This window comes from Streptomyces sp. B93 (assembly GCF_018070565.1).
Taxonomy (GTDB): domain Bacteria; phylum Actinomycetota; class Actinomycetes; order Streptomycetales; family Streptomycetaceae; genus Streptomyces.
Window position 1 is genome coordinate 23128 of record NZ_JAGPXL010000032.1, and the last position, 25959, is coordinate 49086.

Here is a 25959-nt window from a genome sequence, read left to right on the forward strand (position 1 = left end):
CCCCTCTGGGACGCTCAGGCCCCCTCAGTTCCCCCGCCGGGGCTTCCCCTCAGGTCTCCCGCTCCGGCGTGTAGTCCGCCGCGTCCAGGCCGAACGTCCAGGCCACGCCCTCCCGGGCGGTCCGGGTCCGGGGCGGTACGCGCAGCCAGTAGGTGCGGTGGCTGCCGTCGGGCTCCGGCGTGGAGTTGACGACCTCCACCATCACCAGCGGCTCGTCCCCCTCCAGCTCGATCCGCCACAGCACCCCCGTCTCGTCCCGGTGGACGGGTTCGGCGCCGGACTCCTCCAGATAGCGGTCGTAGCCGTAGTGCTCCAGCATCACGCGGCGCAGCTCGGCGTTCTCCTCCTCGCGTATCCGCCGCGGGGTGAGGGAGGCGAGTTCGTCGAGGAAGTCGCCGGGCACCGGCATCCCGCCCCAGGCGTGCAGCGCGAAGCCGTCGGGGAAGGCGAGCGCCGGGCCGTCCCCGCGGTGCAGGCGGCCCGCCTCGTCCCGGTGCAGCTCCACCGGGCGCTCGGTGACGACGGCGCACTTCTCGTACGGCCACCACCAGCCCGCCGCGCGGGCGACCGCCGCGATCCCGGCGAGGCCCTCCAGTCCGCCGGGCCCGTCGAAGGCCGCGAGCCAGGCCGCGTCGTGCTGGCCGAGGACCGCGTCGAGGAGCGCCAGCCGGACGGCCTGCTCACCCCCGGGCGCCTCGGGCAGTGCCTCGACCACACCCGTCTTGATGCGCTCGGTCAGACCGGTCGTGCCCTCCCAGAGCTGAGCGCCCGTCAGGGCCCAGTGCTCGGCCCATCCGGCCGGTCCGAGCCGGTCGGCGGAGCGCTGCCGGGCGGCCGCCCACGGCCGGGTGCGCACCTCCTCGCGGACGCTGCGGCCGGTGGCGCCCTCACCGGTGAGCCGCGCCGCCAGCGCCACGCCCTCGCGGGGCGAGTCCGCCCACAGGATGCGCCCGGGCTCGGGCAGCCCGGCCAGCCGGTAGGCAAGGCGCACCCCTTCCTCGGCCGCGGCGCGGTCCGCGGGTCCGGTCGCGGCGGCGACCTGCCGCCACCGCGCCGTCGTGCCCAGCACCGTCGAGTCCGCGGGCGCGGTCGTCACGGGCGCGTTCACCAAGGTCTGTGTCGTCGTCATCGTCTCGCTCTCCCCCGCCGTCTCAGTCCGCCACGACGCGCACCGCGCCGGGCGCGTACTCGCGCTGCCGCACCACCCGGTACCAGCCCTTGGGCAGCGGTATCGCGGCGTGCTCCTCGTGCACCACCCGTCCGCCGTCCGGGAGATGGAGGAAGGCCGCGCCGAACGGCCCGGTCTCCCGCACCAGCGTCCCCGGCCCGACCACCGCGTGGGCGTGCCCCGTCACCTCGCCGAGCGCCAGCACCAGCCGCCCCCGGGCGTCCCGCGGCTGTTCGGGCAGCCGGTCCGTGCCCGGCGGCACCGCCGACTCGGCCACGGGCACGATGAGGACATCCCCTTGCCGGTACATACAAGTCTCCCTTCACCGTCGGCACTTCGCCGACCGACACCCACGACGCTACGCGGGGGGTCTGACAGTGAGGATGTGCGAGGCATTGCTCGCGGGTCTGACTCTGGGTCTGACTGGCGCCTCGGCTGTCTGCGCGTTGAATCGTCGGCCCTCGGGTGATGCCGCTGCGTGTGCTCGCGGGCGTCCGTGACCTCATAGGAGCTTGGCCGATCGGGCCTCTTCACTGTCTCCTCGCCGACTTCGCCGGATACAGGTTCTCCTACGACGCATCAGAGGCCGGATGACCGGCGCCCTGGGACAACGGTCCAGGAAGGCTTGCCAGTAGGTCCCGCATCGGCGGTGCGGCGGGCTGCACACCATCTGAAGCGTGCCGCTGCGGGAATAGTGCATGAATCGAATACTGCCTCTTCGCCAGTAGGTGCGTGAGACCACCGAGGCGATCTTCCCTGTCAAGTTCTTCTGTTCAGTCCCGCGGCTACTGCTCAGGCTCCCGTTTCAGTCCGCTGTGGTGGGCACTCCGTCGTGTCGCAGTGCCGATCGGCGGAAGGCTGGCAACCGCATAGGGTCAGCGGCATGTCTGACACGTTCGACGTAGCTGAGGTCCTGGCGGGTGGGTGCTGGAAACGGGCGGATTCATGGGCATTTGTCAGCTCTTTTGCCGCCTCCTGGTTCACTCCATTGTCACCGGCTGATGGGTTCACGCTGGAACAAATACAGAGAGCTGAGGATCGCCTCGGCGTTCACCTTCCGGTTGCTCTCCGGGAGGCATACACGTTGTTCGGTCGACGGCGAGATCTGGTTGCGCAGCAGAACCCGTTGCTGGAGCCGGAGGAACTGCTGTTCGACCCTTCCGGCGAACTTCTGGTCTTCCGCAGTGAGAATCAAGGCTGCGCCGGTTGGGGGGTTTCGCTGACCGACTTGTCTCGGGAGGACCCGCCGGTCGCTCTGTTTTCCGATCGCCTGCCGAACTCCGGACGATGTCGCTTTCTCGATCGCTTGTCGCTGGCTTGTGTTGAAACCGTGCTGAGCGAGGCTGTCGTAGGCAGGTGGCGACAAGGGCGCGCATGCCAGGCAACTCCTGAGGTAGCTGCCTGTCTGGAAACGGAGTTCGCGCGTGTCCCGTTGCCGCCTTATCCGGCGTGGTTCGACCCGATGGGACCGGGTGTTCGGTGGTTTTCTGCCGCTGGCCTGCTGCTCCGTCTGGAGCCCGGCTCGGAGGGAACGGAGTTGGTCGTAACGGGTCGGACGGAAGGTGACCTTCAACGCGCGATCGAAGCGATTCCCGGTGCCTGGCCTGACGCCGAGCCGACCGTGACCAGGACAATCAGTGAGCACGACTTTGTTCTGCCATTTTGACGACAAGTTGCTGGGCGAGAATCAGCGTCCACGACAGCGCGGACGACGCTCAGGTCGACGGGGCCGCCCCGGTGTCCCGTCGACCGGCGCGGACCCGAATGGGTGCAGCTGTCAGGTGGTGGGTGCACGAAGCGGGATGACGTTGTCGGGAGGCGGGGCGCCGTTCGTTGACGTGCTCTGTTCCTCTGTAAGCACGGCGCTGGCAAGGGTGAGGTTGGTTACCAGCTGACGGAGTTCTTCGATCTCGGCCCTCTGGCTCGCGACGGTCTTCTTGAGCTTGGCGACGGTTTCCCGCAGCCGCTTCTCGGGCTCCGGGACCTGGGCCGTCTCGGTGCCAACACGTTCGTAGAACTCGTTCTTCAGGTCCGCGTGCCGCTTCATGAGGGCCATGCGGTGGACGCCGGCCTCGGCGGCGAGGGCGACGACGGTGAGGCTGCCGTTGGAGTTGGTGGCCTGTCCGGCCAGGAGGCGGTCTATGGCCTCGCGGATGCGGGTGCGCTCGTCGGGGTGCTGGTCGGTCATATGAGGGCCTTGGCAGGTTGGGCGGTGGTGTCGTGGGCGTCGGCGGTTGCCCGGAGTCGGTCGGCGTTGGCCCGGAGCCGTTTGCCGAGCGGGCCCGGTGTTGCGGCGGCCAGCTGGTCGATCTCATCAGCCCGTGTCCGCAGTTGGCGGGCGTGGGTGTCGGTGCGGACGGTGTTGCCGCAGCCGGGCCGGCAGGCGTACTGCCGCGGGGCCGTCGCCCCGGGTTCGGGTTCGCAGAGCGCGTTGTCGTGCTTGAACGCGCAGATCAGATGCGCGTCGGGATTGTCGTAGAGCACGACACCGTCCCGGGCGAGGAAGGCGGCGGCCTTCCTCGCGAACTTCGCGGGGACGATGCGGCCCTCGAACCTCGGAGTCGTCGCTGCCGCGGCGACGGCCCGGCGGGCGGCGGGGCCGGAGATCTTCTCCCCCGAGGCCATGCGATCACTGAGCCGGGCGGCAGTGTCCGCGGCTGCGAGGGCCGTCTCGACGTCGAGGACGGAGTGGATGCCGCTGCGGCTGCGGGAGCCGTAGCCGCTGGAGGTCCGGGCGTCCAGGACGGTTCGCATGTGCCCGTACTGGATCGCGAGCGCGACCAGCCCGCCCGGGCGGCGAGCGATGTGCCAGGCCAGGGTTCTGCGGAACCGTGACATGCCGATCGCTCCGTGCGGGTCCTCGGGAACGGTCTGACGGGACAGCCCCAGGGACGTGGCCTCGCGATTCACCCAGACGACGAATCTCTCGATCCGGTCGTTCAGCGAACCGCCCTTCAACGCTCCGTGGTGCCCGCCTGGGGAGGCGAAAGCGTGGTGACGGGCGCTGAGGAGGAGTTCCCCGTCAGGAACCATGCGTTCCAAGACACGGATGGCATGGACGACCGGAGTGATGGCCGCCCAGGGAACTTCGCGGTCCTCGCCTGCGGAAATGTGGTTGCCGTCTTCGTCGGTGACGTTCTTGTAGTGCTTGCTGCGGATCAGGTGCCGCCCGGCGGCGCCATCGGTCGTGGGCTGGGGTTCAGGACAGCAGCCTGATCGCAGACCCTGCACTTCCTGCGGACGCATACCGGTCAAATACAGGCAGAGGATCACTGCGGCTGTGCCGAGATGCCTCATCAGCTCGGCGGCCTCTTCGAAGTCGATGTGCTCGCGCCAGGGCTTCCCCCCAATCTGGCCGCGGATCGGCACGCGCAAGGGAGACGTGCCCGGACGGTCGGCGAGCAGGCCATAGAGCTGGTGCTTGGTGGCGAACCGGTTGACCTGGCTGGTGCTCGCGCCCGTGAGAGCGGCTATGTAGGTGCGGGCCAGTGTGCTCCGGCCTTTTTGGCGGATGGAGGGCAGCGGGGTGCCCAAGCGAACCCGGGGCAGCAGGAACTCTTCGAGGGCAACCTGGCTCTCGGCGGTCGCCTGGTTGGCGGCGGCTGCAGCGAACAGCCGGCATCGTTCGGACCAGGCCGCCAGGATGTCGTCGGCGAAGTCGTCGACGAAACGGATCGCCCAGACCAGCAGAGGGCCGAGAACCTGCGGGTCCAGCGGCTCGGTGCTGTTCTCGCCGCCGTCCGAGCCGCCGACCGGGGGAAGGAAGTCGTCGACTCCCTCGATGTCCCACGGAGGCCGGACGGCGCCGGTGGGCTGGGCGCTGAGCTGATCGAACGCCCACAGATCCGTCAACATGGAGCAGATCTTCTCCGCATGACCGCGGCCAACATCGCTGCAGCGTTCGGCAATGTAGGCCCGCCACACATCATCGGTGCAGCCGGCCAGGCGGGTGATGCGGCGTTCGTGCAGCCAGCGGGCCAGCCGTATCCACTCGCCGTGGGTGTCCCGAAGGTCATGGGCGGATGTGCGGGCCCTGGCTCCGGCTCCTCGGGCCTTGAGATGGGTGGGCCGGAGCCGTCCGTTGATCATCGTCCAGGTGACGAGCTTCAGCTCGTCGAGCAGCGGAGCCGGACACCGCTTCCAGTGCATTTTGACGAGGTAGGTGCTGGGGTTGTCGATCAGTGGTGCCAGAGGCCAGACGGTATCTCCGTAGCGGGAGTTGGGGTGGGTATTGCCGGGGCTGATCCACTGGGGCAGCACTACCGGGGTCTGCGGGGTGGGAAGGGGCAGAACGTAGGGGTCGTACTCGACAGCGGGGCTGGTCACGGGCCGAGATCTTCTTTCAGTAGAAGCCGGACAACGGTGCGGTCGGCCTCGCTGACACGGGCCAAGGACGCCTTCCAGGCGACCGGACCAATCTTCTTGCGCAGGTCTTCCAGCCGCGTCAGATGAACGCTCCATCGCTCACGGAACGTGGCCTCCTCCAGGACGGACCGCAGACTCACGATCTGCTGGTGCAGGTGGGCGAGCCGGGGATGATGGCCGGGATGTACGTATGCGTTGGCGCAGGCCAGGCAGAGCAGGAAGTCCGCTCTGCAGCCGCCTTCGGGAGCCGGCCAGGGGCTGGCTTCCTCGTCTTCGCAGTCCGCTGTCGCCGTCTGCTGATGTTGTGGATTCGGCTCGTTCGCCATCGTTCCGCCGAAGACGACGGCCCGGGCCTGGTCCAGGGCCTCGAGGGCGCCGTCGGCTAACACATCGCGCGAAGCGCGCTGAACCCTTTTGTCGGGCAGCACGTAGACACTCTCGTGCGTGTCTTGGGTGTGCTGCAGGGGGCGTCTCTGGTTCGTCACGGTCGTCCGGCGAGCTCGCTGGAAGGGCGACCCGCCGAGCCCGCTGCTGGCGGCCCACCACCTGCTCATCCCGAGGGAGACGCCGAAGGACAGGGGCCAGTGTACGGCCGGCCGGTCCAGGTTCGTGTGCTCGTCCTCACGCCGGCGGACGCGAGCAACCATCAGCAGATCGACGCCCGGCTGCAGCCGGTGGCCCAGTGCCCGTGCATGAGCCGTGGCCTCCAGGGCCTGGGTAATCAGCCTCCCGGGCGAGTCGGCTCCGGAATCGGTGATGTTCTCGGTGGAGAACCACCGTCCGCTGCCTGCTCTGCGCTTCTCGACCTGGACCTGATAGGTCAACGAGGTGATCTCCCCGGCTGACGGCGCGAGCGTCGGCACCGGCATGCGGTCGTACTGCGACAGGTTCCACCCGAACCGGTCCGTCAGCAGCACGGCCAGGGCCGTGAGCTCACCGCGGGACAAGAACAGCCGCCCCCACGTCCGCTCGGCCCCCTTGCCGCCCAGCAGACGGCCGCTTCTCACGGCGCGTTCTCCGCTCGGGTGCACAGTGTGGGGGACATCGCCGGTGCGGGCGAGGTGATCAAGAATCTTCCCGATCTTCCATCCACGGCTTCCCTCGGCAAGATCGTTGGCTCGCCAGCTGTCCAGCAGCCGTGTGTTCTCGCTGATCCGCAGCCAGGCCGACCGGAACTGCCGTTGAGCAGTCAGCACCACCCGCTCCCACTCGGCATCCTCAAACGACTGTTTGCTCGGCTTCAGGGCCGGGATCCGGCGGGCCAACTCCTCCGCCGCGCCCCCCGTCGCCAACCGCACGTCTTGTCGCAGCACCGTGCGAACCGCGGACTGCTTGTTCGTGCCGGCGCTGGTGCCGCTGTTCACCTCCCGCCAGCTCTGCATCATGGCCGGGGTCAGACCGTCCAGGTCCTCGGGCGGGCTGCCCAGTTCCGAGAGGAAGTCCGCGAACAACTTCAGGCTCGACCAGTAAGAGGTCCTAACAAAGGCGTTGGACGTGGCGGTAGGTGATGAGGCAGGTTGCGAGGCCGAGGAACGCCTCATGGATGTCGTCGCGTCGTTCCCAACGGACGCGCAGGCGTCGGAAGCCGTGCAGCCAGGCGATCGTTCTCTCCACGACGTAACGGACCATGCCCAGGCCGGTGCCGTGAGGCTGGCCGCGTTCGGCGAATGACAGGGCGGATGCCGCGCTGCCACAGCAGCCGTCGGTACTTGTCGTGGTCGTAACCGCGGTCGGCGAAGAGCATGTCCGGCCGCCTGCGCGGCCGACCGGCGACGCCGGCCACCGCGGGGATCTTGTCCAGCAGCGGCAGGAGCTGGGTGACGTCGTTGCGGTTGCCGCCGGTCAGTGACACCGCGAGCGGGATGCCCTGGCCGTCGGTGAGGACGTGGTGCTTGCTGCCCGGACGTGCGCGGTCGACCGGGCTGGGACCGCTTTTGGGCCCCGCCGGGCCGCCCGCACGTGAGAGGAGTCGATCACCGCCCGCGACCAGTCCAGCTTCCTCGCCGACCGCAGCCTCTTCAGCAGCACCAGGTGCAGCTGCTCCCACACGCCGGCCTCGTTCCACGCCGCCAGCCGCCGCCAACACGTCATCCCCGAGCCGAAGCCCAGTTCCTGCGGCAGGTACTCCCACTGGATGCCCGTGTGCAGCACGAACAAGATCCCGCACAACGCCTGTCGGTCCGGCACCCGGGGCCGGCCCTCCACCAGCTTCGGCCCCGGCGCGGGCAGCAACGGCTCGATCATCGCCCACAGTTCATCCGACACGATCCACGGCCGCGACTGACGATTCCCCACGACCAGACCAACGACCATCCACACCGAAAGTCACATGATCGAAAACTTCTGTTAGGACCTCTTACACCGTCTCCACAGGCTGCTGCCGCCAGCCCGGCGGCCAGGATGGTGCGTGCCGCGTTCACGTCGCGGTCATGCACGGCGCCGCAGTCACACGTCCACTCGCGGACGTTCAGCGGCATTCTCGCCGCGACCGTGCCGCAGTACCAGGCGCAGACCGGCCCGAACGTCTGGTAGGAGACCAGCCAACACGGCACCACGAGCGTGCTCTGCCCCACCATCACCCACAGCCACCGGCGCGCAACGAACTCCCGCCAGCCCTCAGCGATCCCGACCCACATGCCCGGCGGGCCGATCCTCACCCGCTGTACGGGCAGCCGCAGCCGCGCATACAGCACGGCCGCGTCCCAGCCGATCGCCCACGCCGGACTCAGAATCGCAACCAGCAAACCGCCGAGGGCGGGACTCGCGGCTTTGACGGTGTTCTGAGCGAGCCGCAACAGGGCGTTCGCCTGCTGGAGTTCCCTGACCGGCACGACCTCGCGCACCACCCCGGAGGCGGCAGGACCGCTAAACGCGCTCGCCACACCGCCGATCACAGCCAGCACCACCAGGTGCCACACCTGCGCCCGCCCCGAGGCCACCAGCAGCGCCGCCACCGCCTGCCCGGCCCCCGCCCCGGCGTTCGCCCACGCCAGCACCCGCGTACGGGAAACCTGATCAGCGACGGCTCCACCGATCAGCAACATGAACAGAAGGGATCCCATCTCGGCGGCAAGTACCACACCGAGCCCTCCGGGCCCGCCGCCGATGTGCAGCACCGCAAAGGCCAAGGCGACCGGGGAAACGGCTGTGCCCGTCCAGGACAGGACACGTGCGGTGACATGCTGTCGAAACAGGGAATTCGCAGCGGCCGACAGGCCGTCACCACACGCTGGAACGCGGACGGCACCCCACACTCGAACACCTCGCGGGACCACTGAACTCCCCACGGGTCAAGCCAGCCCTGGCGGTCTCCGAAGGCACACGAAACCCTAGAGGCCTCACAACGCCACCCGGGCGGATTCCGGCCGAATCCATCCGATCTCAGCTCAAGGGCCTACCCGCCCCGAGCCCCCCATCGTGCCCTTACAAACGGGAACGGTTCAGACTCGACGAGGACGGGCAGCGTCGTGGATCGGCTCCCACGTAGCCAGGCCGCCCGGAGGCCCGCTGTACCCGAGGTAACGGCTCACGATCGGCGCCAGGTAGTCCGCGTGTGGGCCAGCACGGCCAGCCAGTTCGCCCGGCGAGTGCACCAAGGTGATTTCGTCAAGTTCCGGGGCGCGGCCCTGCTCCCGGTCGGCCGACGCCGCGGCGGTGAACCTGGCGCGCAGTGCCGTTTCGGAGAGGGGCGGGGCGAGGTAGGTCAGGCCGACGCTGCCGTTCTCGCCGTGGGTGACCACCCACAGCTTCAGGTCCTCGGCGGCCGCAGTGATGCCCAGTTCCTCCGCCAGTTCCCGCGCTGCCTGCCCTGCCAGTGCCGCCTCCTCCAGCGTCTCCCCGTCCTGCAGGCTCGTTGAAGCGGATCGTCGAGGGACCATCCCCGCGGGCGCGGGGATGGTCCCGCGGCGATCCGCGCCCTGTTCCCGCACCGGGACTGCTCCCCGCACCTGCGGGGATAGCCCCTGGCAGGTCCAGCTTTTTGCCCACGCTTCGCCTGCTCCCCGCCCTTGGTCGGCCAGGTCGCCGCCGCGCCGCTGTCCACGCTCCAGCGCCTGGTCGGCGCGCGCGAGCCGCGATGGAGTTGGGTGTTCACAGCCGAGATGCCGACGGAGGGAGGCAGACCTGTTCGCCAGTCCAGTCCGCCCGTGCGCCGAGTTCACCGCAGTTCGACGGCGTACGCGCCGCCGGGGAACTCCCATCCGTCGGTGCCTTCACCGATGTCGGCCACGATGATGTCATCGACGAAGTGGTCCTCGAAGTCGTCGTCGGTGAGTTCGCCGGCCATCCAGAGTTCCTCGATCGCGTTCCAGTAGCCCCTGCTGCCATCGATACGCAGGGGCGCTGCCCGTCGGCTGCCGCGCTCGCGTTCGTCGTCGCCCGTCTTGACAATGCCGCTGATCTCGAACTGGCCCCTTCGGACATGGTCGGGGATCGGTTCGGCGGGGACGACGGCGGTGTTCCCGTAGGCGGTGTGGATGAGGTCGCGGTAGCTGCGGCGGATGTTGTACTCGGGGTCGGACAGCCAGTTGATCAGGGTCTTGGTGGTGACGTGGAGGCCGGCGTCCGCCAGGGCCTGGTGGCCGCGGTGGGTTGCGGTGAGCTGGCTGAGCTGGGCGTGCCAGTGTTTGGCGGTGCAGGAGGACAGCCGGTGGCGTGGGGTGACCTGGGAACGCAGGAGGTCGCCCAGGGCGGCGCGCAGGGAGCCGCCCTGGCCGGTGGGCCCGGCCATCAGTCGTCACCTTCGGGGATGATCTGGCCGGGCTGGATGAATTTGGCCTTCACTTCACCGAAGCCGGTGCCGATCCGGTACGTGGCGGGCGGTGTGCCGTCAGGTGTCCAGAAGACGGCCGCGTCGACGTTGCGCAAGGCCAGGAGGGTGTGGCCTTGTTGGACGGCTCTGAAGGCTACGCTCCAGTACCGGACGGATGCCTCGGCGACCATGCTCATGCGCCAGTCCGGCCGCCAGAACGGGGTGCGCTGTTCCGGGCGTTTGGGCCACAGCAGGCGCAGTGCGATGGACAGCCGGGTCTTTGTAGGCCTTGTAGGGGGCGCCGCCGGCCTGGACGAGTTCGGTCCGTGCCTTGCGGGTGGCCTCGTAGAAGGGCTTGAAGAGGGACTCGTTGGCTTTGCCCGTCCAGGAGTCGTGGATGGCCGGTGCGGCGTCGAGGTGGCCTTCGCGGGCGAGTTTCTCGAGTTCCGTCTGCCCGGGCAGTACACGCTGCTTGACCACGCCTCGTACGAAGGACGGCAGAGCAGGCATGAGCACGCCCGGGATAGCGGTGATCGGCGGAGTCGACACCCACACGGACATCCACCAGGCCGCGGTGATCGACTCGGTCGGCCGCCATCTGGACACGCAGTCGTTCGAGACGACGTCGGCCGGCTACGAGCAACTGCTGGCCTGGCTGCGTGCGCAGGCGGACGTCATCGCGGTCGGGATGGAGGGCACCGGAGCCTACGGCGCTGAACTCGCCCGCTTCCTGACTGTCAACGGCATCACAGTCGTGGAGGTCGACCGCCCGGACCGCAGGGCCAGACGAGCCCACGGCAAGTCCGATCCGGTCGACGCCTACGCGGCGGCCACCGCCGTCCTCTCCGGCCGCGCGAGCGGAACACCGAAGAGCCGCAACGGGATCGTGGAAGCCATCCGCGCGCTGCGCGTGGTCCGCAAGAGCGCGGTCAAGGCCCGCACGCAGACGATCAACCAGATTCGCTCTCTGCTGGTCACCGCACCCTCCGCCTTGCGGGAGAAGCTGCGGGGACTGCCCACCGCCCTGCTGATCGACACCCTCGCCCGGACCCAGCCCACCGGTGACCTCACCGACCCCGCCTTTGCGGCCAAGACAGCCCTGCGCCGCCTCGCCCGCCGCTACCAGGCCCTGCACCAGGAGATCAAGGAAGCTGACGCCGATCTCGCTCCCCTGGTGACCCGGGCGGCCCCGAGCCTCGTCGCCCTGCCCGGGGTAGGCATCGAGACGGTCGGCCAGCTGCTGATCACCACCGGAGACAACCCCGACCGGCTCCGATCCGAAGCGTCCTTCGCGCACCTGTGCGCGGCCGCCCCGATCCCTGCTTCTTCAGGCCGCACCAACCGCCACCGCATCAACCGCGGCGGAGACCGGCACGCCAACAGCGCCCTCTACACCATCGTCCTGGTCCGCATGCAATGCGACCCACGGACCAGGGACTACGTCGCCAGACGCACCGCCAAAGGCATGTCCACCAAGGACGTCATGCGGTGCCTGAGGAGGTTCGTCGCCCGCGAGGTCTACAGACACCTCAAAAACCACCGGTGCCTCAACCCCCACGCCGATCAGGTGAATCACCCCATCAGGGCGTCACGAGCCGGTCTGCAGGTCAGGCCAAGCATGCCCATCCGGCGACATGCCGGACGGACGGCCCGCCCGGACGAAGTCGTGGTACTCGTCCTGCATGACGCCCTGGCTGACCCACGGCCCGCGAACAGCTCCCGTGCACTCCTCAGCAAGCACCAGAGCATCCTGCGGGTCCTCAACCCTGCCGAGGAGCCGGCCGTACTCCTCTTCCCCGGCGTCCTGATCGAACGGCGGGAAGGAGTCCAGGTCCAGGAAGGACTCGTGCCCGACATCTTCGACGGCATGGACGTAGACCTCGTATGACGTCCTCGCCGGCCGGACCTCGGCATATCTCACACCGGGGCGCCCCGGCGAGCCAACCGGTCCGAGGAACTGCTCAACCGAACGGCCCCGCCTCAAGGCCCCGAAGATGAAGGACTCCGCCAAGTAACGCACCCAGGCACAGTACGGCTCAGCCACCACGACCGACCAGCTTGACGATCTATAGGAGCTTCAACGCCCTCCGGCCGCGCTGGCCGGGGGCGGCCCGCGAACGGCGGTGTCAGTGCGGCTTGGTAGAACTCTTGCGGGCCGGCCGAGGGCGCCGGGTCCGCACATCCGAGGAGACCAGTCATGTCCCACGTCGAGCATTTGCAGGAACTGCACGGCCTCGCCGCCTTCGACTTCCCCAAGCCGGGCGCCGGTCAGGACCTGCCGGAGGCGGGCGCGGTCGCCTGGCGGCTCTCCGTCAACCCCTACGACGACGACGCGAAGGAGAGCTTCGGCGACCTGTGGGACCGCTTCCTCGACACCGTGGACCCCGCCGGGATCCGCGCCCTCGTCGTGGGCCAGTGGGACGAGCCCTACGAGAACGACTCGAGCATGATCGTGCGGCGGCTGGTGGACGCCAAGGACCGGCTGACCGGCCTGCGGGCCCTGTTCATAGGCGATCTGGAAATGGAGGAGGCGGAGATCTCCTGGATCGAGCAGTCCGACGTCACCCCGGTCCTCGACGCCTTCCCACTGCTGGAGGAGCTGGGCGTGCGCGGCGGCACCGGCCTGCGTTTCCCGGCCGTGCGGCACGAGCGGCTGCGCACCCTCAGCTTCGAGGCGGGCGGCCTGCCCGGCGAGGTCGTGCGCGGTGTCGCCGCCAGCGAACTGCCCACGCTGGAGTACCTGGAGATGTGGCTCGGCGTGGAGGAGTACGGCGGTGACGCGACCGTCGCCGACCTGGCGCCGATCCTGGGCGGCGGCCGGTTCCCGGCGCTGCACCACCTCGGCCTGCGCAACAGCGAGATCCAGGACGAGATCGCGGCGGCCGTCGCCTCCGCCCCGGTCGTCGCCCAGCTGAGGTCCCTCGACCTGTCCCTCGGCGTGCTCACCGACGAGGGTCTGGCGGCGCTGCTGGACGGCCAGCCGCTCACCCATCTGACCTGGCTGGACCTCCACCACAACTTCGTCACCGAGCCGGTGGCCGACCGCGCGCGGGCGGCGCTGGAGCCTGCCGGTGTGGAGGTCGACCTGTCCAAGACCGGTCACGAGGACGAGTGGGAGGACGACGGCGTCGTCCACCGCTTCACCGCGGTCGCGGAGTGACGCCGTCATGACCTTCGTCGACCACTCCACGACGTTCCACGGACTGCCGGTGTTCACCTTCCCCGGGCCCGACCACGACGACCTCCCGGCGGCCGACGCCGTGGCCTGGCGCCTCGACTGCTACGCGGCCGACGAACTGCCCTTCGACGAGCTGTGGGAGGGCTTCACCGCGCGGGTGCCGACCGAGCGGGTGCGGGCCCTGGTGCTCGGCCCCTGGTGGGAGGACGAGTACACCGACCTGCGCCCGGCGCTGGAGCTGATCCTGGCCGACGCTGCCCGCTTCCCCGCGCTGCGCGCCCTGTTCCTCGCCGATGTCACGGGCGAGGAGTGCGAGATCTCCTGGCTCCAGCTCACCGATGTCACACCCGTGCTGGAGGCGTTCCCGCTGCTGGAGGAGTTCACCGTGCGGGGCGGTGACTCCCAGGGGCTCGGTGAGGAGCCGCTGTCGCTGCGGCCGGTGCGGCACGAGGCGCTGCGCGTCCTGCGGTTCGAGTCGGGCGGCCTGCCCGGCCAGGTGGTGCGCGCCCTCGGCGAGTGCGAACTGCCCGCGCTCGAACACCTGGAGCTGTGGCTGGGCGTGCAGCAGTACGGCGGTGACGCCACGGTCCCCGACCTCGCGCCGGTGCTCGCCGGGGGCCGCTTCCCCGCCCTGCGCCACCTGGGGCTCCAGGACAGCGAGTTGCAGGACGAGATCGCGGCGGCGGTCGCCTCCGCCCCGGTGGTGGCCCAGCTGGAGTCGCTGAGCCTGTCCATGGGCACCCTCACGGACACCGGCGCCGAGGCCCTGCTGGGCGGCCAGCCGCTGGGCCACCTCAAGCGGCTCGACCTGCACCACCACTTCCTGAGCGACCCCATGACCGACCGGCTGCGTACGGCGCTCGGCGCGGCCGGGACTGAGCTGGACCTGTCGGACCGGCAGACCCCGCACCGCTGGCGCGAGGAGGAGTGGCGGTATGTCGCCGTCTCCGAGTGACCCCACGCCCGCCCCCGGGACCACTGCGCGTATCGCCGTCGTCGGCAACCCGGAGAACCGCCGTACGACGCTGTTCGCGGACGCCGTCCGCGCGGCGGGCCGTCCGGCGCCGCGCGTGCTGGCGTGGCGCGACGTCCTGCGCGGCCGGTACGCCTTCGAGCCCGGCGAGTTCGTGCGGATCGACTCGCCGGGGGAGAACGCGGAGGTCGACCGGCTGCTGCGGGGCACCGACGATCCGACCCGGGTGGAGGGCACGGCCCTGTGGTACCGCCGCTTCACGGCGGCGGTCCGCGAGGTGACGGACGCGGCACTGCGCGCGGGCGCGGTGCCGTCCGTCGCCGCCGAGGAGGTGGCGGTGATGTTCGACAAGCGGCGCTGCCACGCCCGGCTGACGGCGGCGGGCGTCCCCGTGCCCCCGGCCCTGACGGGCCCGGTCGGCGGCTGGCAGGAGCTGCGGGACCGGCTCGGGGCGGCGGGGATCTCCCGGGCGTTCGTGAAACCGGCGCACGGTTCGTCGGCGTCCGGCGTCGTGGCCCTGTCGGTGGCCGGTCCCGGCCGGGTGAAGGCGACGACGTCCGTGGAGACGGCCCCCGACGGCCGGCTGTACAACTCCCTGCGGGTACGGCACTACGGCACCGAGCGGGAGGTCGCCGCCCTCGTCGACGCGCTGGCCCCGGACGGACTGCACGTCGAGCGGTGGCTGCCGAAGGCCGTGCTGGGCGGCCGGGCCACCGATCTGCGGGTGGTGACGGTCGCCGGACGCGCCACGCACGCCGTCGTACGGACCAGCCGCCACCCCATGACCAACCTGCACCTGGGCGGCGCCCGAGGCGACCTGGGCGTGGTCCGCGCGGCGGTCCGGGCCGCGGGCGGCGACTTCAGCGCCGTACTGGACGCCGCCGAGCGGGCGGCGGCCTGCTTCCCGGGCACGCTCTGCGTCGGCGTGGACGTCCTGCCGTCCACCGGCTGGCGGCGCTTCACCGTGGGCGAGGTCAACGCCTTCGGTGATCTGCTGCCCCGGCTGACCGGCCTGCCCGGCAGCGGCGCGGAAGGGCTGGACACCTATGCCGCGCAGGTGGCCGCCGTACCCGCCGCGACGCGGCCACTCAAGCACGAGGAGCACCACCATGACGCCACCGGCTGACACCCAGTCGGCGACGATGCCGCCGATCGACATGAACGAGGTCGTCGGCAGCCACGACCTGCTGATGGTCACCCTGGACACGCTCCGCTACGACGTGGCCCAGGAGCTGGCGGCCGAGGGCCGCATCCCGAACCTGGCCCGCCACCTGCCCGGCGGCGCCTGGGAGCGGCGGCACGCCCCCGGCAGCTTCACCTACGCCTCCCACCAGGCGATGTTCGCGGGTTTCCTGCCGACCCCGGCGACCCCGGGCCCGCATCCGAGGCTGTTCGCCGCCGTCTTCGCGGGCAGCGAGACCACCGCTGACGGCACCTTCGTCTACGACACCCCCGACCTGGTCTCCGGCCTGGCCGCCGTCGGTTACCGCACGGTCTGTGTCGGCGGCGTCGGCTTCTTCAACAAGCAAGGCCCGCTGGGGTCGGTGCTGCCGGGGCTCTTCCAGGAGAGCCACTGGGAGCCGGAGTTCGGCGTTCCGTCACCGACGTCCTTCGAGGCGCAGGTGACCCGCGCCGAGGAGATCGTCGCCGGACTCCCGCGAGAGCGGCGCCTGTTCCTCTTCGTGAACGTGGCGGCGCTGCACCAGCCGAACTGGTTCCACCTGCCCGGCGCCACCCGCGAGGCGGGCGACACGCGTGTCACGCACGCGGCGGCGCTGGAGTACGTGGACCGGCACATCGGCCGTCTCTTCGACGCCGTGCGCAGCCGCCGCCGCTGCCTCGCGATCGTCTGCTCCGACCACGGCACCGCGTACGGCGAGGACGGCCACACCGGCCATCGCATCGGCCATGACGTGGTCTGGACCGTCCCCTACGCCCACTTCTTCCTCGACGAGGCCCGATGACCACGCTCGAAGCGACGCCCGCCGTCCGCCCGTACCAGCAGTACGTGTACGCGTACCCGCACAAGACGGCCTACCGCCCGCTGCCGCGCGAGCGGGCGGCGCTCGGCGACCTGTGGGCCGGGGAGCCGAAGGACGCGCTCTCGCTCTACTTCCACATCCCGTTCTGCGAGGTGCGCTGCGGCTTCTGCAACCTGTTCACCCGCATCGGCGCCCCCGACGGCCTGACCAAGGCCTACCTGGACGCCCTGGAGCGCCAGGCGTCGGCGGTGCGCGAGGCGCTGGGCGACGGGGCGCGGTTCGCCAACGCGGCGTTCGGCGGCGGCACCCCGACGTTCCTGGAGGCCGCCGAGCTGGAGCGGCTGTGCGACCTGGCCGAGGACGGCCTCGGCACCGACCTCCGGTCCGTCCCGCTGTCGGTGGAGGCGTCGCCCGCCACCGCGACGGCGGACCGGCTGACCGTGCTCGCCGAGCGCGGCGCGACCCGGCTGAGTCTGGGCGTGCAGAGCTTCGTCGACACCGAGGCGCGCACGGCGGTCCGCCCGCAGCGCCGCTCGGACGTCGAGGCGGCCCTCACCCGGATCCGTGAGGCGGGCTTCCCGGTCCTGAACATCGACCTGATCTACGGCATCGACGGCCAGACCGAGGACTCCTGGCGCCGTTCCCTGGACGCGGCGCTCGCCTGGCGCCCGGAGGAGCTGTACCTGTACCCCCTCTACGTCCGCCCGCTCACCGGCCTTGACCGCCGCAGCGGCGGCACGACGTCCGACACCGAGTGGGACGAGCGGCGGCTGCGCCTGTACCGCCACGGCCGCGACCACCTGATCGCGCGCGGCTACGAGCAGGTGTCGATGCGCATGTTCCGCCGCGCGGACGCCCCCGCCACCGGCGGCGAGGACTACTCGTGCCAGTCCGACGGCATGATCGGCCTCGGCTGCGGCGCCCGCTCGTACACGTCCACGCTGCACTACTCCTTCGACTACGCCGTGGACATGCACCGGATACGCGGCATCATCGACGACTACACGGCCCGCACGGTCGAGGACTTCCGGCACGCGGACTTCGGCTGGCACATGGACGCGGACGAGGCCCGGCGCCGCCATCTGCTCCAGTCGCTGCTCCAGGCCGAGGGCATGCCGGTCGCGGAGTACCGGACCCGCTTCGGCACCGATCCGCACGACGACTTCGCGCCCGACCTGGCCCGTTTCGCCGCCCGTGGCTGGCTGGACGACTCCACCGGCCCGGACCTGCTGCGCCTGACCCCCGAGGGCCTGGCCCACTCCGACGCGCTGGGCCCGGAGCTGTTCTCCGCGTCGGTGCGGCAGCGCATGGCGGAGTACGAGACGAAGTGACGACGGACGACCCGGCCATGAACCTGACGATCCTCTACCGCGGCCCCCTGGCCTCGTGCGACTACGACTGCCCGTACTGCCCCTTCGCCAAGCGCCGCGACAGCCGCGCCCAGCTGGCGGCGGACCGTGCCGCGCTGACCCGGTTCGCCGAGTGGGCGACCGCGCGACGGCAGGACCGCCTGTCCCTGCTGTTCACCCCGTGGGGCGAGGGCCTGGTGCGCTCCTGGTACCGCCGCACCCTCGCCGAGCTGAGCCACCAGCCCCACGTCGACCGTGTGGCGATCCAGACCAACCTCAGCTGCCGCACGGACTGGCTGGAGGCGGCCGACCCGGACACCCTCGCCCTGTGGTGCACCTACCACCCCGGCCAGACGCCCTACGACCGCTTCCTCGCCAAGTGCCACGACCTGGCCGCCCGTGGCATCCGTCACAGCGTCGGCATCGTCGGCCTCCCCGAGCACCTGTCCCACGCCCGCCGTCTGCGCGCGGACCTCCCCGCCCACGTCTACCTCTGGGTCAACGCCGCGGAGGGGCACACCTACACCGACCCCGAGGCGGACGCCTGGACCGCCCTCGACCCCCTCTTCCCGTACAGCCGCCACCCGCACCGCAGCGCGGGCCTGCCGTGCCGCACCGGCGAGTCCGTCATCTCCGTGGACGGCGACGGCACGGTCCGCCGCTGCCACTTCGTCCCCGCGGAGCTGGGCAACCTCTACGACGGCTCCTACCGGGCCGCCCTGCGCCCCCGCGCCTGCCCCCTCGCGGTGTGCGACTGCCACATCGGCTACGTCCATCTGGAGACGCTGCCGCTGTACGACGTGTTCGCGGGCGGGGTGCTGGAGCGGATCCCGGCCGGTACGCCGCAGATGAGCACCCTTGCCCCACAGAGGAGCACCACCTAGCCTGCTTTTGTGCCGCTCATAAACAAAACCCGCTCGCACAGTGCCGTGCCGGGTGGTCGCACCCGTACCGACCTCTCCCGCCTCCGTACCGTCCTCACCGTCTTCTTCGCCCTGGACGGCTTCGTCTTCGCCGGGTGGGTCGTCCGCATCCCCGCGATCAAGCAGCAGACCGGCGCCTCCGCCACCACCCTCGGCCTGGCCCTGCTCTGTGTCTCCGCCGGAGCCGTCGTCACGATGATGCTGACCGGCCGCCTGTGCCGCCGCTACGGCAGCCACCAGGTCACGGTCGCCTGCGCCGTACTCCTCTCGCTGAGCGTGGCCCTGCCCCCGCTCACCCACTCGGTGACGGCCCTCGGCGCCGTGCTGCTGCTGTTCGGCGCGGCGTACGGCGGGATCAACGTGGCCTTCAACAGTGCCGCCGTCGATCTGGTCGCCGCGCTGCGACGGCCGATCATGCCCAGCTTCCACGCCGCGTTCAGCCTGGGCGGCATGATCGGCGCGGGCCTCGGCGGGCTGGTCGCCGGGAGCGTGTCGCCCACCCGCCATCTGCTCGGCCTCACGGTCGTCGGCCTGCTGGTGACGGCCGTCGCCGGACGGGCGCTCCTGCGTCTGGAGCCGCCGCTCCCGCCGGAGCGCGAGCGGACGGCGCCCGGCACCCCACGCCGTCCGGACCGCCGTACCCGTGCCCTGGTCGTCGTGTTCGGTCTGATCGCCCTCTGCACGGCGTACGGCGAGGGCGCCCTCGCCGACTGGGGTGCCCTGCACCTGGAGCAGGACCTGCACGCCTCCCCCGGCACGGCGGCCATCGGCTACTCCTGCTTCGCCCTCGCCATGACCCTCGGCCGGCTGAGCGGCACGACGCTGCTGGAACGCCTGGGCCGCACCCGCACGGTGGTGGCGGGCGGCGCGACGGCCGCCGCCGGTATGCTGCTCGGCGCCCTCGCGCCCGCCCTGTGGGCGGCGCTGCTCGGCTTCGCCGTCGCCGGGCTGGGGCTCGCCAACCTGTTCCCCGTGGCGGTGGAACGCGCGGGCGCCCTGGCCGGTCCCACCGGAGTCGCCACCGCCTCCACCCTCGGCTACGGCGGCATGCTCCTCGGTCCCCCCGCGATCGGCTTCATGGCCGACTGGTTCTCCCTGCCCGCCGCCCTCACCAGCGTCGCCGTACTCGCGGCGGTCGCCGCCGTCATCGGGCTGGTGACCCGGAACGCGGCGGTCAGGTAGCCGGCACGCCCCCTCGGGACGGCGCTACGGCGCGGCTCGGCCCCCCGGGTACCGCCGTACCGTCGCTAGGGCAGCGGCGTGCCGCCCGTCACGTTGGCGATCTCCGCGGTGACGTAACTCGCCTCCTGGGACGCCAGATAGACATACGCGGGGGCGAGTTCGGCGGGCTGGGCGGGGCGGCCCAGCGGGCTCTGCTTGCCGAACTCGACCGTGTCGGGCAGCGTCGCGGGAATCAGCGGTGTCCACACCGGGCCCGGCGCGACGGCGTTGACGCGGATGCCCCGGGGCGCCAGCATCTGGGCGAGCCCCTGGGTGAAGGTGACGATGGCGCCCTTGGTGGTGGCGTAGTCCAGCAGGTGCGGGCTGGGCTTGTAGGCCTGCACCGACGTGGTGTTGATGATGCTCCCGCCCTCGGGGATGTGCGGCAGGGCGAACTTGCTCAGCCAGAACATGCCGTACAGGTTGGTCCGCATCACCCGGTCGAACTGCTCGGTAGGGATGGCCTCGATGCCGTCCGGCTGCGACATCTGGTACGCCGCGTTGTTGACCAGGACGTCGATGCGGCCGAACTCGGCGACGGCCCGTTCGATCAGCGCCCGGCAGTTGGCCTCCTCGCGGATGTCGCAGGAGACGGCGACCGCCTTGCGGCCCGCCTCCTCCACCAGCCGGGTCGTCTCTCGGGCCTCGTCCTCCTCCTCCCGCAGATGGGTGAGGAGCACGTCGGCGCCCTCGCGGGCGTAGGCCAGGGCGACCGCGCGGCCGATGCCGGAGTCGCCGCCGGTGATCACCGCCTTGCGGTCGGTGAGCCGGCCGCTGCCCCGGTAGCTCTCCTCACCGTGGTCTGGGGGCGGGTCCATGGGGCCCGTCCAGCCGGGGTGCGGCTGGTCCTGGGCGGGCAGGTCCGGCTGGGGATGCCGTGTCGCCGGGTTCTGGCGGGGGTCGTCGGTCACATCGGCCTCCTCGGTACCGAAGAACACAGGGGTGGACGCCGTCGCGAGTTCCCGTCCCGTCCGATTCGAAAAGCCCCCGAAGGCCTCCGACCAGGCCGGGGACCGTTCCTCACCGTCGGCCCTCCCGGACGGCCCTCTCCATCCGGCACACTCCTGCCCATGGAAACTGCCGAGTACATCGATGTCCTGGCCCGGGAGGGCCGGTCGCTGGCCGCTGCCGCCGCCGAGGCGGGCCCGGACGCCAAGGTGCCGACCTGTCCGGGCTGGCAGCTGCGGGACCTGCTGCGGCACACCGGCATGGTGCACCGGTGGGCGACCGCGTTCGTCGCCGAGGGGCACACCTCGTACCGGCCCGACGGGGGCCTGCCGGATCTCGACGGGGCGGCGCTGCTGGACTGGTTCGAGGAGGGGCACGGGCGGCTGGTGGACACCCTCTCCGCGGCCCCGCCCGACGTGGCGTGCTGGTACTTCCTGCCCGCCCCGTCACCACTGGCGTTCTGGGCGCGGCGGCAGGCGCACGAGACGACCGTGCACCGCTTCGACGCGGAGTCGGCCCGTGCGGTGGCGCCGAGCGCGATCAGTCCGGAGTTCGCCGTCGACGGCATCGACGAGCTGCTGCGCGGCTTCCACGCCCGCGGCAAGAGCAAGGTCCGCAGCGCCGAGCCCCGGGTGCTGCGGATACGGGCCACGGACACGGAGCAGGGCGCCGTGTGGACCGTACGGCTGTCCGCGGAACCGGCGGTGACGGAGGCCGGGGACGTCGGTGACGCTGACTGCGAGATCGCCGGTCCGGCGGCGGATCTCTATCTGGCGCTGTGGAACCGGCTGCCCTTCCCCGGGGTGACCGGGGACGGCGCGCTCCCCGACCTGTGGCGCGCGACCTCCGCCGTCACCTGGGGCTGAGCCCCGAGGGGTTCAGTTCGCCAGCATCCGCGTGAGCACCGCGCGCTGCACCGGCAGCACCTGGCCGTGCAGCGCGCGCCCGCGCGCGGTGAGGCCCACGCGCACGCCCCGGCGGTCCTCGGGGCACATGCCGCGTTCGACGAGTCCGTCCTTCTCCAGCCGGGCGATCAGCCGGGACAGGGCGCTCTGGCTGAGATGGACGCGCTCGGCGATCTCCTGGACGCGGAAGCTGCGGACGCAGGCCGCCGTGGCGTTCTCCGCGAGTACGTCCAGGACCTCGAAGTCGCTGGCGCAGAGGCCGTGTTCGTGCAGGGCCCGGTCGAGTTCGCACTGGGTGCGCGAGTGCAGCGCCAGGATGTCCCGCCACTGCTCCACGAGCGCCTGTTCGGCCTTCTTCGCCGCCATGCCCGCACCGTAGCAGAGAAACGGCTTTGTTGCATCGTAATTAAATGCGCTTGCATTCGATGCATGCGCATGTAGCGTCTGGGGGCATGACCTCTCCGCACACCACCGCGGCGTCCGAGGGACGCTGGACCCCCCGTCTGTGGGGCACCCTGCTGGTGCTCTGCGCCGCGATGTTCCTGGACGCCCTCGACGTGTCGATGGTCGGCGTCGCCCTGCCGTCCATCGGCTCGGACCTCGGGCTGTCCACGTCGACGCTGCAATGGATCGTCAGCGGCTACATCCTCGGCTACGGCGGCCTGCTGCTCCTCGGCGGCCGGACCGCCGACCTGCTCGGCCGCCGCCAGGTCTTCCTGGTCGCCCTCGGCGTCTTCGCGCTCGCCTCCCTGCTCGGCGGCCTCGTCGACTCGGGCCCGCTGCTGATCGCCAGCCGCTTCATCAAGGGCCTCAGCGCGGCCTTCACCGCGCCCGCGGGCCTGTCGATCATCACCACCACGTTCCCGCAGGGCACCCTGCGCAACCGCGCCCTGTCCATCTACACCACCTGCGCGGCCACCGGCTTCTCCATGGGCCTGGTCCTCTCCGGCCTGCTCACCGAGGCCAGCTGGCGCCTGACCATGCTGCTGCCCGCGCCGATCGCGCTGATCGCCCTGGTCGCGGGCCTGAAGCTGCTGCCGCGCAGTACCCGCGAGAAGGACCACAACGGCTACGACGTCCCGGGCGCCGTCCTCGGCACCGCCTCGATGCTGCTGCTGGTCTTCACCGTCGTCCAGGCCCCCGAGGCCGGCTGGGCATCCGCCCGGACACTGCTGTCCTTCCTGGCCGTCGCCGTGCTGCTGACCGTCTTCGTGGCCGTCGAACGGCGTTCGCCCGGCCCGCTGATCCGGCTCGGCGTGCTGCGCTCCGGCAACCAGATCCGCGCCCAGCTCGGCGCGATGGCGTTCTTCGGGTCGTACGTCGGCTTCCAGTTCCTGGTCACGCTGTACATGCAGTCCCTGCTGGGCTGGTCCGCGCTGCACACGGCGCTCGCCTTCCTGCCCGCCGGTGTGCTGGTCGCGCTGTCGGCCACCAAGATGGGCGCGATCGTCGACCGGTTCGGCACCCCGCGGCTGCTCACCGTGGGCTTCGCCCTGATGGTCGTCGGCTACGCGCTCTTCCTCGGCGTCGACCTCGACCCGGTGTACGCGGTCGCGATCCTGCCGAGCATGCTGCTGATCGGCGCGGCCTGCGCGCTGGTCTTCCCCTCGCTCAACATCCAGGCCACCAACGGCGTCGACGACCACGAGCAGGGCATGGTCTCCGGGCTGCTCAACACCTCCGTGCAGGTCGGCGGCGCGCTCTTCCTCGCCGTCGTGACGGCGGTGGTGACGGCGAACGCCCCCGAGAACGCCACCCCGCAGGGCGTCCTCGACAGCTACCGGCCCGGCCTGGTCGTCATCACGGGCATCGCCGTCGCCGGGCTCCTGATCACCCTGACGGGGTTGCGCCGCAGCCGCGAGCAGCGGTCCGTCGTCGTCGCCCAGTCCACCGTGAAGGAGGCGGAAGCGGAGCGGGTACCGGTCCGCGACTAGGGGGACCGCCTCCGTCTGTGTGCCCGGCGGGGCCGCTTGTCCCGCCGGGCACACGCCTGTTTGACTTCCGGTATGACGGATCACGGGGGACGGCGGACGCAGGCGGACCGGGACGCGCTCACGGTCGAGATCGGGTACGCGCTGTGCAGCGCGGCGTTCGCCGCGGCGGTGGTCTTCGGGGCGGTCGCCGGTCCCGCGCTGCTGTTCACGCTGCCGGGGCTCTTTGAGACCGTGCTGGTGCGGACCGGGGTGGTGCTCGTGCCGGTCCTGTTCACCGCCCGGGTCGTCGCCGTCCTCGTCCGCTTCCAGCGGGCCGCGGCTCAGCCCAGCCAGCCCGGCCGCACCAGCCCCGACTCATAGGCCAGCACGACCAGTTGGGCCCGGTCGCGGGCGCCCAGCTTCACCATGGTGCGGCTCACATGGGTCTTGGCGGTGAGCGGACTGACGACCAGTCTGCGGGCGATCTCCTCGTTGGACAGGCCGATGCCGACCAGCGCCATCACCTCCCGCTCCCGCTCGGTGAGCCCGGCGAGCGCGCCCGCCGCCGCGGGCTCCTTGGAACGGGCCGCGAACTCGGCGATGAGACGCCGGGTCACCCCCGGCGAGAGCAGGGCGTCCCCCGCGACCACCGCCCGCACCGCGCGCAGCAGTTCCTCCGGCTCGGTGTCCTTCACCAGGAAGCCGGACGCGCCCGCGCGGATCGCCTCGAAGACGTACTCGTCGAGTTCGAAGGTCGTCAGCATGACCACCCTGACGTCCGTCAGGTCCGCGTCGCCGGTGATGTGGCGGGTCGCGGCGAGACCGTCCAGCGCGGGCATGCGGATGTCCATGAGGACGACGTCCGGCCGCAGTTCGCGGACCGCGCGCAGCGCCTCCTCGCCGTCGGCGGCCTCCCCGGCGACCTCGATGTCGGGCTGCGCGTCCAGCAGGGCGCGGAAGCCGGCCCGGACCAGTGACTGGTCGTCGGCGAGCAGTACGCGGATCACCGGTCCTCCTCCTCGGCTGCGGTGCCGGTCAACGGCAGTACGGCGAGCACCCGGAAGCCGCCGTCGGGGCGCGGGCCCGCCTCGATGGTGCCACCCAGCGCCGCCGCCCGCTCCCGCATCCCGGCCAGTCCGTTGCCGCTGCCGCCCGCCTCGGCGCCGGTCGCGGGCCCGTCGTCGTCGACGCACAGCCGCAGCGCGCCGCCCGCCGGGCCGCCCACGGGATCGAGCCGCACGCGCGCGTGCCGCGAACCGGAGTGCCGTACGACATTGGTGAGCGCCTCCTGCACGATGCGGAAGGCGGCGAGACCGGCGCCGGGCGGCAGCCGTGGGGCCTCGCCCGTCACCTCGACGGTGAGGCCCGCGCCCGCCGCCTGCGTCACCAGCTCCGGCAGCCGGTCAAGGCCGGGCGCGGGGGCGCGCGGCGCCTCTCCCGGCGTGCGCAGGTTGTCGAGCACCTGGCGGACCTCGCCGAGCGCCTCCTTGCTGGCCGCCTTGATGGTGGTGAGCGCCGTACGCGCCTGCTCCGGGTCGGAGTCCAGCAGGGCGAGGCCGACGCCCGCCTGCACATTGATCACGGAGATGCTGTGCGCCAGTACGTCGTGGAGTTCGCGGGCGATGCGCAGCCGCTCCGCGTCCGCGCGCCGCCGGGCCGCCTGCGCCCGCTCGGCCCGGTCCCGGGCCCACTGCTCACGCCGGGCACGGGCCAGCTCCGAGACGGCCATGATCGCCGCCACCCAGGCGGCGACCACCAGCTCCTGCCCCCAGGGGATCCCCGAGTCCCCGGTGGGCGGCAGCCACCGGTACAGCCAGTGCGCCACCAGGACATGCGCGGCCCACAGCATCCCCACCGCCGTCCAGGCGGCCCGGCGGTGCCCGGCGACGACGGCGCTGAAACAGGCGACGGCGACGGCCAGGAAGACCGGCCCGTACGGATACCCGGCGCCCAGGTAGGTCGCGGCGGCCGCCGCCGTGCCGAACAGGACGGCCACGGGGTACCGCTTCCGCCACAGCAAGAGCCCCGCGGCCACCACCAGCAGGACCCGCGCGAACGGGTCGAGGGCCGCCCGCTCGCCCTCCTGACCGTGCGCGGCGAAGGTAGAGCCGACCAGCACGAAGCCGGTCAGCAGCACGGTGGACCGCCAGGGCCAGGGGGCGCCGCCCCGGTCCCCGTCGTCGTCCCACCGGGAGGCCCACGGCGGCCCGTGCCGCCACCAGGCCGGTCCCCGCCGGAACCGCCCGGTCCCCCGTACGCGCTGCTCGTCCATGACCGCCACGCT

At 71.3% G+C, this 25959-nt stretch carries 24 protein-coding genes and 2 pseudogenes; 12 read left to right on the top strand and 14 right to left on the bottom strand.

Annotated features, from left to right (window positions below; all coding sequences use genetic code 11):
• Positions 1–49 precede the first annotated feature (49 nt).
• Positions 50–1129: a DUF6745 domain-containing protein gene (locus KBY47_RS25775; RefSeq protein WP_247695234.1), complete on the bottom strand. Its 1080-nt coding sequence runs from the start codon at positions 1127–1129 to the stop codon at positions 50–52.
• Positions 1130–1151: 22 nt separating this feature from the next.
• The gene (locus tag KBY47_RS25780) at positions 1152–1478 is read right to left on the bottom strand and encodes a hypothetical protein (RefSeq protein ID WP_210924786.1); all 327 of its coding nucleotides are present in this window, start codon (positions 1476–1478) and stop codon (positions 1152–1154) included.
• 573 nt (positions 1479–2051) lie between these two features.
• Here KBY47_RS25780 and KBY47_RS36730 point away from each other — a divergent pair.
• The gene (locus KBY47_RS36730; protein WP_247695235.1) at positions 2052–2834 is read left to right on the top strand and encodes an SMI1/KNR4 family protein; all 783 of its coding nucleotides are present in this window, start codon (positions 2052–2054) and stop codon (positions 2832–2834) included.
• A gap of 111 nt (positions 2835–2945) precedes the next feature.
• Here the strand turns inward: KBY47_RS36730 and KBY47_RS25790 are convergent, their stop codons facing one another.
• The 8 genes and pseudogenes from KBY47_RS25790 to KBY47_RS36735 form a co-directional block, all read right to left on the bottom strand.
• Positions 2946–3356 carry a hypothetical protein gene (locus KBY47_RS25790; RefSeq protein WP_210924788.1) on the bottom strand — a complete coding sequence of 137 codons (411 nt, stop codon included), beginning with the start codon at positions 3354–3356 and terminating at the stop codon, positions 2946–2948.
• Positions 3353–5494, bottom strand: a complete 2142-nt coding sequence (locus KBY47_RS25795) for an integrase (RefSeq protein ID WP_210924790.1) — start codon at positions 5492–5494, stop codon at positions 3353–3355. The genes KBY47_RS25790 and KBY47_RS25795 overlap by 4 nt, the downstream gene beginning before the upstream one ends.
• The gene (locus KBY47_RS25800; RefSeq protein WP_210924793.1) at positions 5491–6984 is read right to left on the bottom strand and encodes a hypothetical protein; all 1494 of its coding nucleotides are present in this window, start codon (positions 6982–6984) and stop codon (positions 5491–5493) included. Before KBY47_RS25800 ends, KBY47_RS25795 begins: the two co-directional genes overlap by 4 nt.
• Before the next feature lie 25 nt (positions 6985–7009).
• Positions 7010–7846 (bottom strand): annotated as a pseudogene (locus tag KBY47_RS25805) (IS5 family transposase).
• Positions 7774–8820 carry an MFS transporter gene (locus KBY47_RS25810; protein ID WP_308405286.1) on the bottom strand — a complete coding sequence of 349 codons (1047 nt, stop codon included), beginning with the start codon at positions 8818–8820 and terminating at the stop codon, positions 7774–7776. The pseudogene KBY47_RS25805 and the gene KBY47_RS25810 overlap by 73 nt, the downstream one beginning before the upstream one ends.
• 153 nt (positions 8821–8973) lie before the next feature.
• Positions 8974–9462 (bottom strand): NUDIX hydrolase, encoded by a 489-nt coding sequence (locus KBY47_RS25815; protein ID WP_210924797.1) that lies wholly within the window; start codon positions 9460–9462, stop codon positions 8974–8976.
• A gap of 227 nt (positions 9463–9689) precedes the next feature.
• Positions 9690–10262 carry a hypothetical protein gene (locus tag KBY47_RS25820; protein WP_210924799.1) on the bottom strand — a complete coding sequence of 191 codons (573 nt, stop codon included), beginning with the start codon at positions 10260–10262 and terminating at the stop codon, positions 9690–9692.
• Positions 10262–10480, bottom strand: coding sequence for a hypothetical protein (locus KBY47_RS36735; protein WP_247695236.1), 219 nt, complete (start codon positions 10478–10480; stop codon positions 10262–10264). The genes KBY47_RS25820 and KBY47_RS36735 overlap by 1 nt, the downstream gene beginning before the upstream one ends.
• A gap of 311 nt (positions 10481–10791) precedes the next feature.
• Here KBY47_RS36735 and KBY47_RS25830 point away from each other — a divergent pair.
• From KBY47_RS25830 to KBY47_RS25865, 8 genes and pseudogenes are all read left to right on the top strand, one after another.
• Positions 10792–11814, top strand: a pseudogene (locus KBY47_RS25830) (IS110 family transposase); the annotation flags it as partial.
• Between the two features lie 666 nt (positions 11815–12480).
• Positions 12481–13443 carry an STM4015 family protein gene (locus KBY47_RS25835; RefSeq protein WP_210924801.1) on the top strand — a complete coding sequence of 321 codons (963 nt, stop codon included), beginning with the start codon at positions 12481–12483 and terminating at the stop codon, positions 13441–13443.
• Positions 13444–13450: 7 nt separating this feature from the next.
• Positions 13451–14416: an STM4015 family protein gene (locus KBY47_RS25840; protein ID WP_210924803.1), complete on the top strand. Its 966-nt coding sequence runs from the start codon at positions 13451–13453 to the stop codon at positions 14414–14416.
• Positions 14397–15560 carry an STM4014 family protein gene (locus KBY47_RS25845; RefSeq protein ID WP_210924805.1) on the top strand — a complete coding sequence of 388 codons (1164 nt, stop codon included), beginning with the start codon at positions 14397–14399 and terminating at the stop codon, positions 15558–15560. Before KBY47_RS25840 ends, KBY47_RS25845 begins: the two co-directional genes overlap by 20 nt.
• Positions 15561–15591: 31 nt before the next feature.
• Positions 15592–16398, top strand: coding sequence for an STM4013/SEN3800 family hydrolase (locus KBY47_RS25850; protein ID WP_210924917.1), 807 nt, complete (start codon positions 15592–15594; stop codon positions 16396–16398).
• Positions 16395–17747, top strand: a complete 1353-nt coding sequence (locus tag KBY47_RS25855) for an STM4012 family radical SAM protein (RefSeq protein WP_210924807.1) — start codon at positions 16395–16397, stop codon at positions 17745–17747. The genes KBY47_RS25850 and KBY47_RS25855 overlap by 4 nt, the downstream gene beginning before the upstream one ends.
• 17 nt (positions 17748–17764) lie before the next feature.
• Positions 17765–18649 (top strand): STM4011 family radical SAM protein, encoded by an 885-nt coding sequence (locus KBY47_RS25860; protein WP_210924918.1) that lies wholly within the window; start codon positions 17765–17767, stop codon positions 18647–18649.
• A gap of 45 nt (positions 18650–18694) precedes the next feature.
• Complete coding sequence (locus KBY47_RS25865) at positions 18695–19870, top strand: MFS transporter (RefSeq protein WP_210924920.1); 1176 nt, start codon at positions 18695–18697, stop codon at positions 19868–19870.
• A 65-nt stretch (positions 19871–19935) separates the two neighbouring features.
• On the opposite strand, the gene KBY47_RS25870 is transcribed toward KBY47_RS25865, so the two are convergent.
• Positions 19936–20820, bottom strand: coding sequence for an SDR family oxidoreductase (locus tag KBY47_RS25870; RefSeq protein WP_210924809.1), 885 nt, complete (start codon positions 20818–20820; stop codon positions 19936–19938).
• A 159-nt stretch (positions 20821–20979) separates the two neighbouring features.
• Here KBY47_RS25870 and KBY47_RS25875 point away from each other — a divergent pair, with 159 nt between their 5' ends.
• Positions 20980–21723 (top strand): maleylpyruvate isomerase family mycothiol-dependent enzyme, encoded by a 744-nt coding sequence (locus tag KBY47_RS25875; RefSeq protein WP_210924811.1) that lies wholly within the window; start codon positions 20980–20982, stop codon positions 21721–21723.
• A 12-nt stretch (positions 21724–21735) separates the two neighbouring features.
• Here KBY47_RS25875 and KBY47_RS25880 read toward each other — a convergent pair whose 3' ends face one another.
• The gene (locus KBY47_RS25880) at positions 21736–22128 is read right to left on the bottom strand and encodes a MarR family winged helix-turn-helix transcriptional regulator (protein WP_210924813.1); all 393 of its coding nucleotides are present in this window, start codon (positions 22126–22128) and stop codon (positions 21736–21738) included.
• 86 nt (positions 22129–22214) lie between these two features.
• Here KBY47_RS25880 and KBY47_RS25885 point away from each other — a divergent pair, with 86 nt between their 5' ends.
• Both KBY47_RS25885 and KBY47_RS25890 read left to right on the top strand, forming a co-directional pair.
• Positions 22215–23696: an MFS transporter gene (locus KBY47_RS25885; protein ID WP_210924815.1), complete on the top strand. Its 1482-nt coding sequence runs from the start codon at positions 22215–22217 to the stop codon at positions 23694–23696.
• 72 nt (positions 23697–23768) lie between these two features.
• The gene (locus KBY47_RS25890; protein ID WP_210924817.1) at positions 23769–24056 is read left to right on the top strand and encodes a DUF6332 family protein; all 288 of its coding nucleotides are present in this window, start codon (positions 23769–23771) and stop codon (positions 24054–24056) included.
• Here KBY47_RS25890 and KBY47_RS25895 read toward each other — a convergent pair.
• A complete protein-coding gene (locus KBY47_RS25895) occupies positions 24017–24682 on the bottom strand; it encodes a response regulator transcription factor (protein ID WP_210924819.1) in 666 nt (221 codons plus the stop codon). The two genes, KBY47_RS25890 and KBY47_RS25895, sit on opposite strands and share 40 nt — an antisense overlap.
• Positions 24679–25947, bottom strand: coding sequence for a sensor histidine kinase (locus tag KBY47_RS25900; RefSeq protein WP_210924822.1), 1269 nt, complete (start codon positions 25945–25947; stop codon positions 24679–24681). Before KBY47_RS25900 ends, KBY47_RS25895 begins: the two co-directional genes overlap by 4 nt.
• Between the last annotated feature and the right edge of the window lie 12 nt (positions 25948–25959).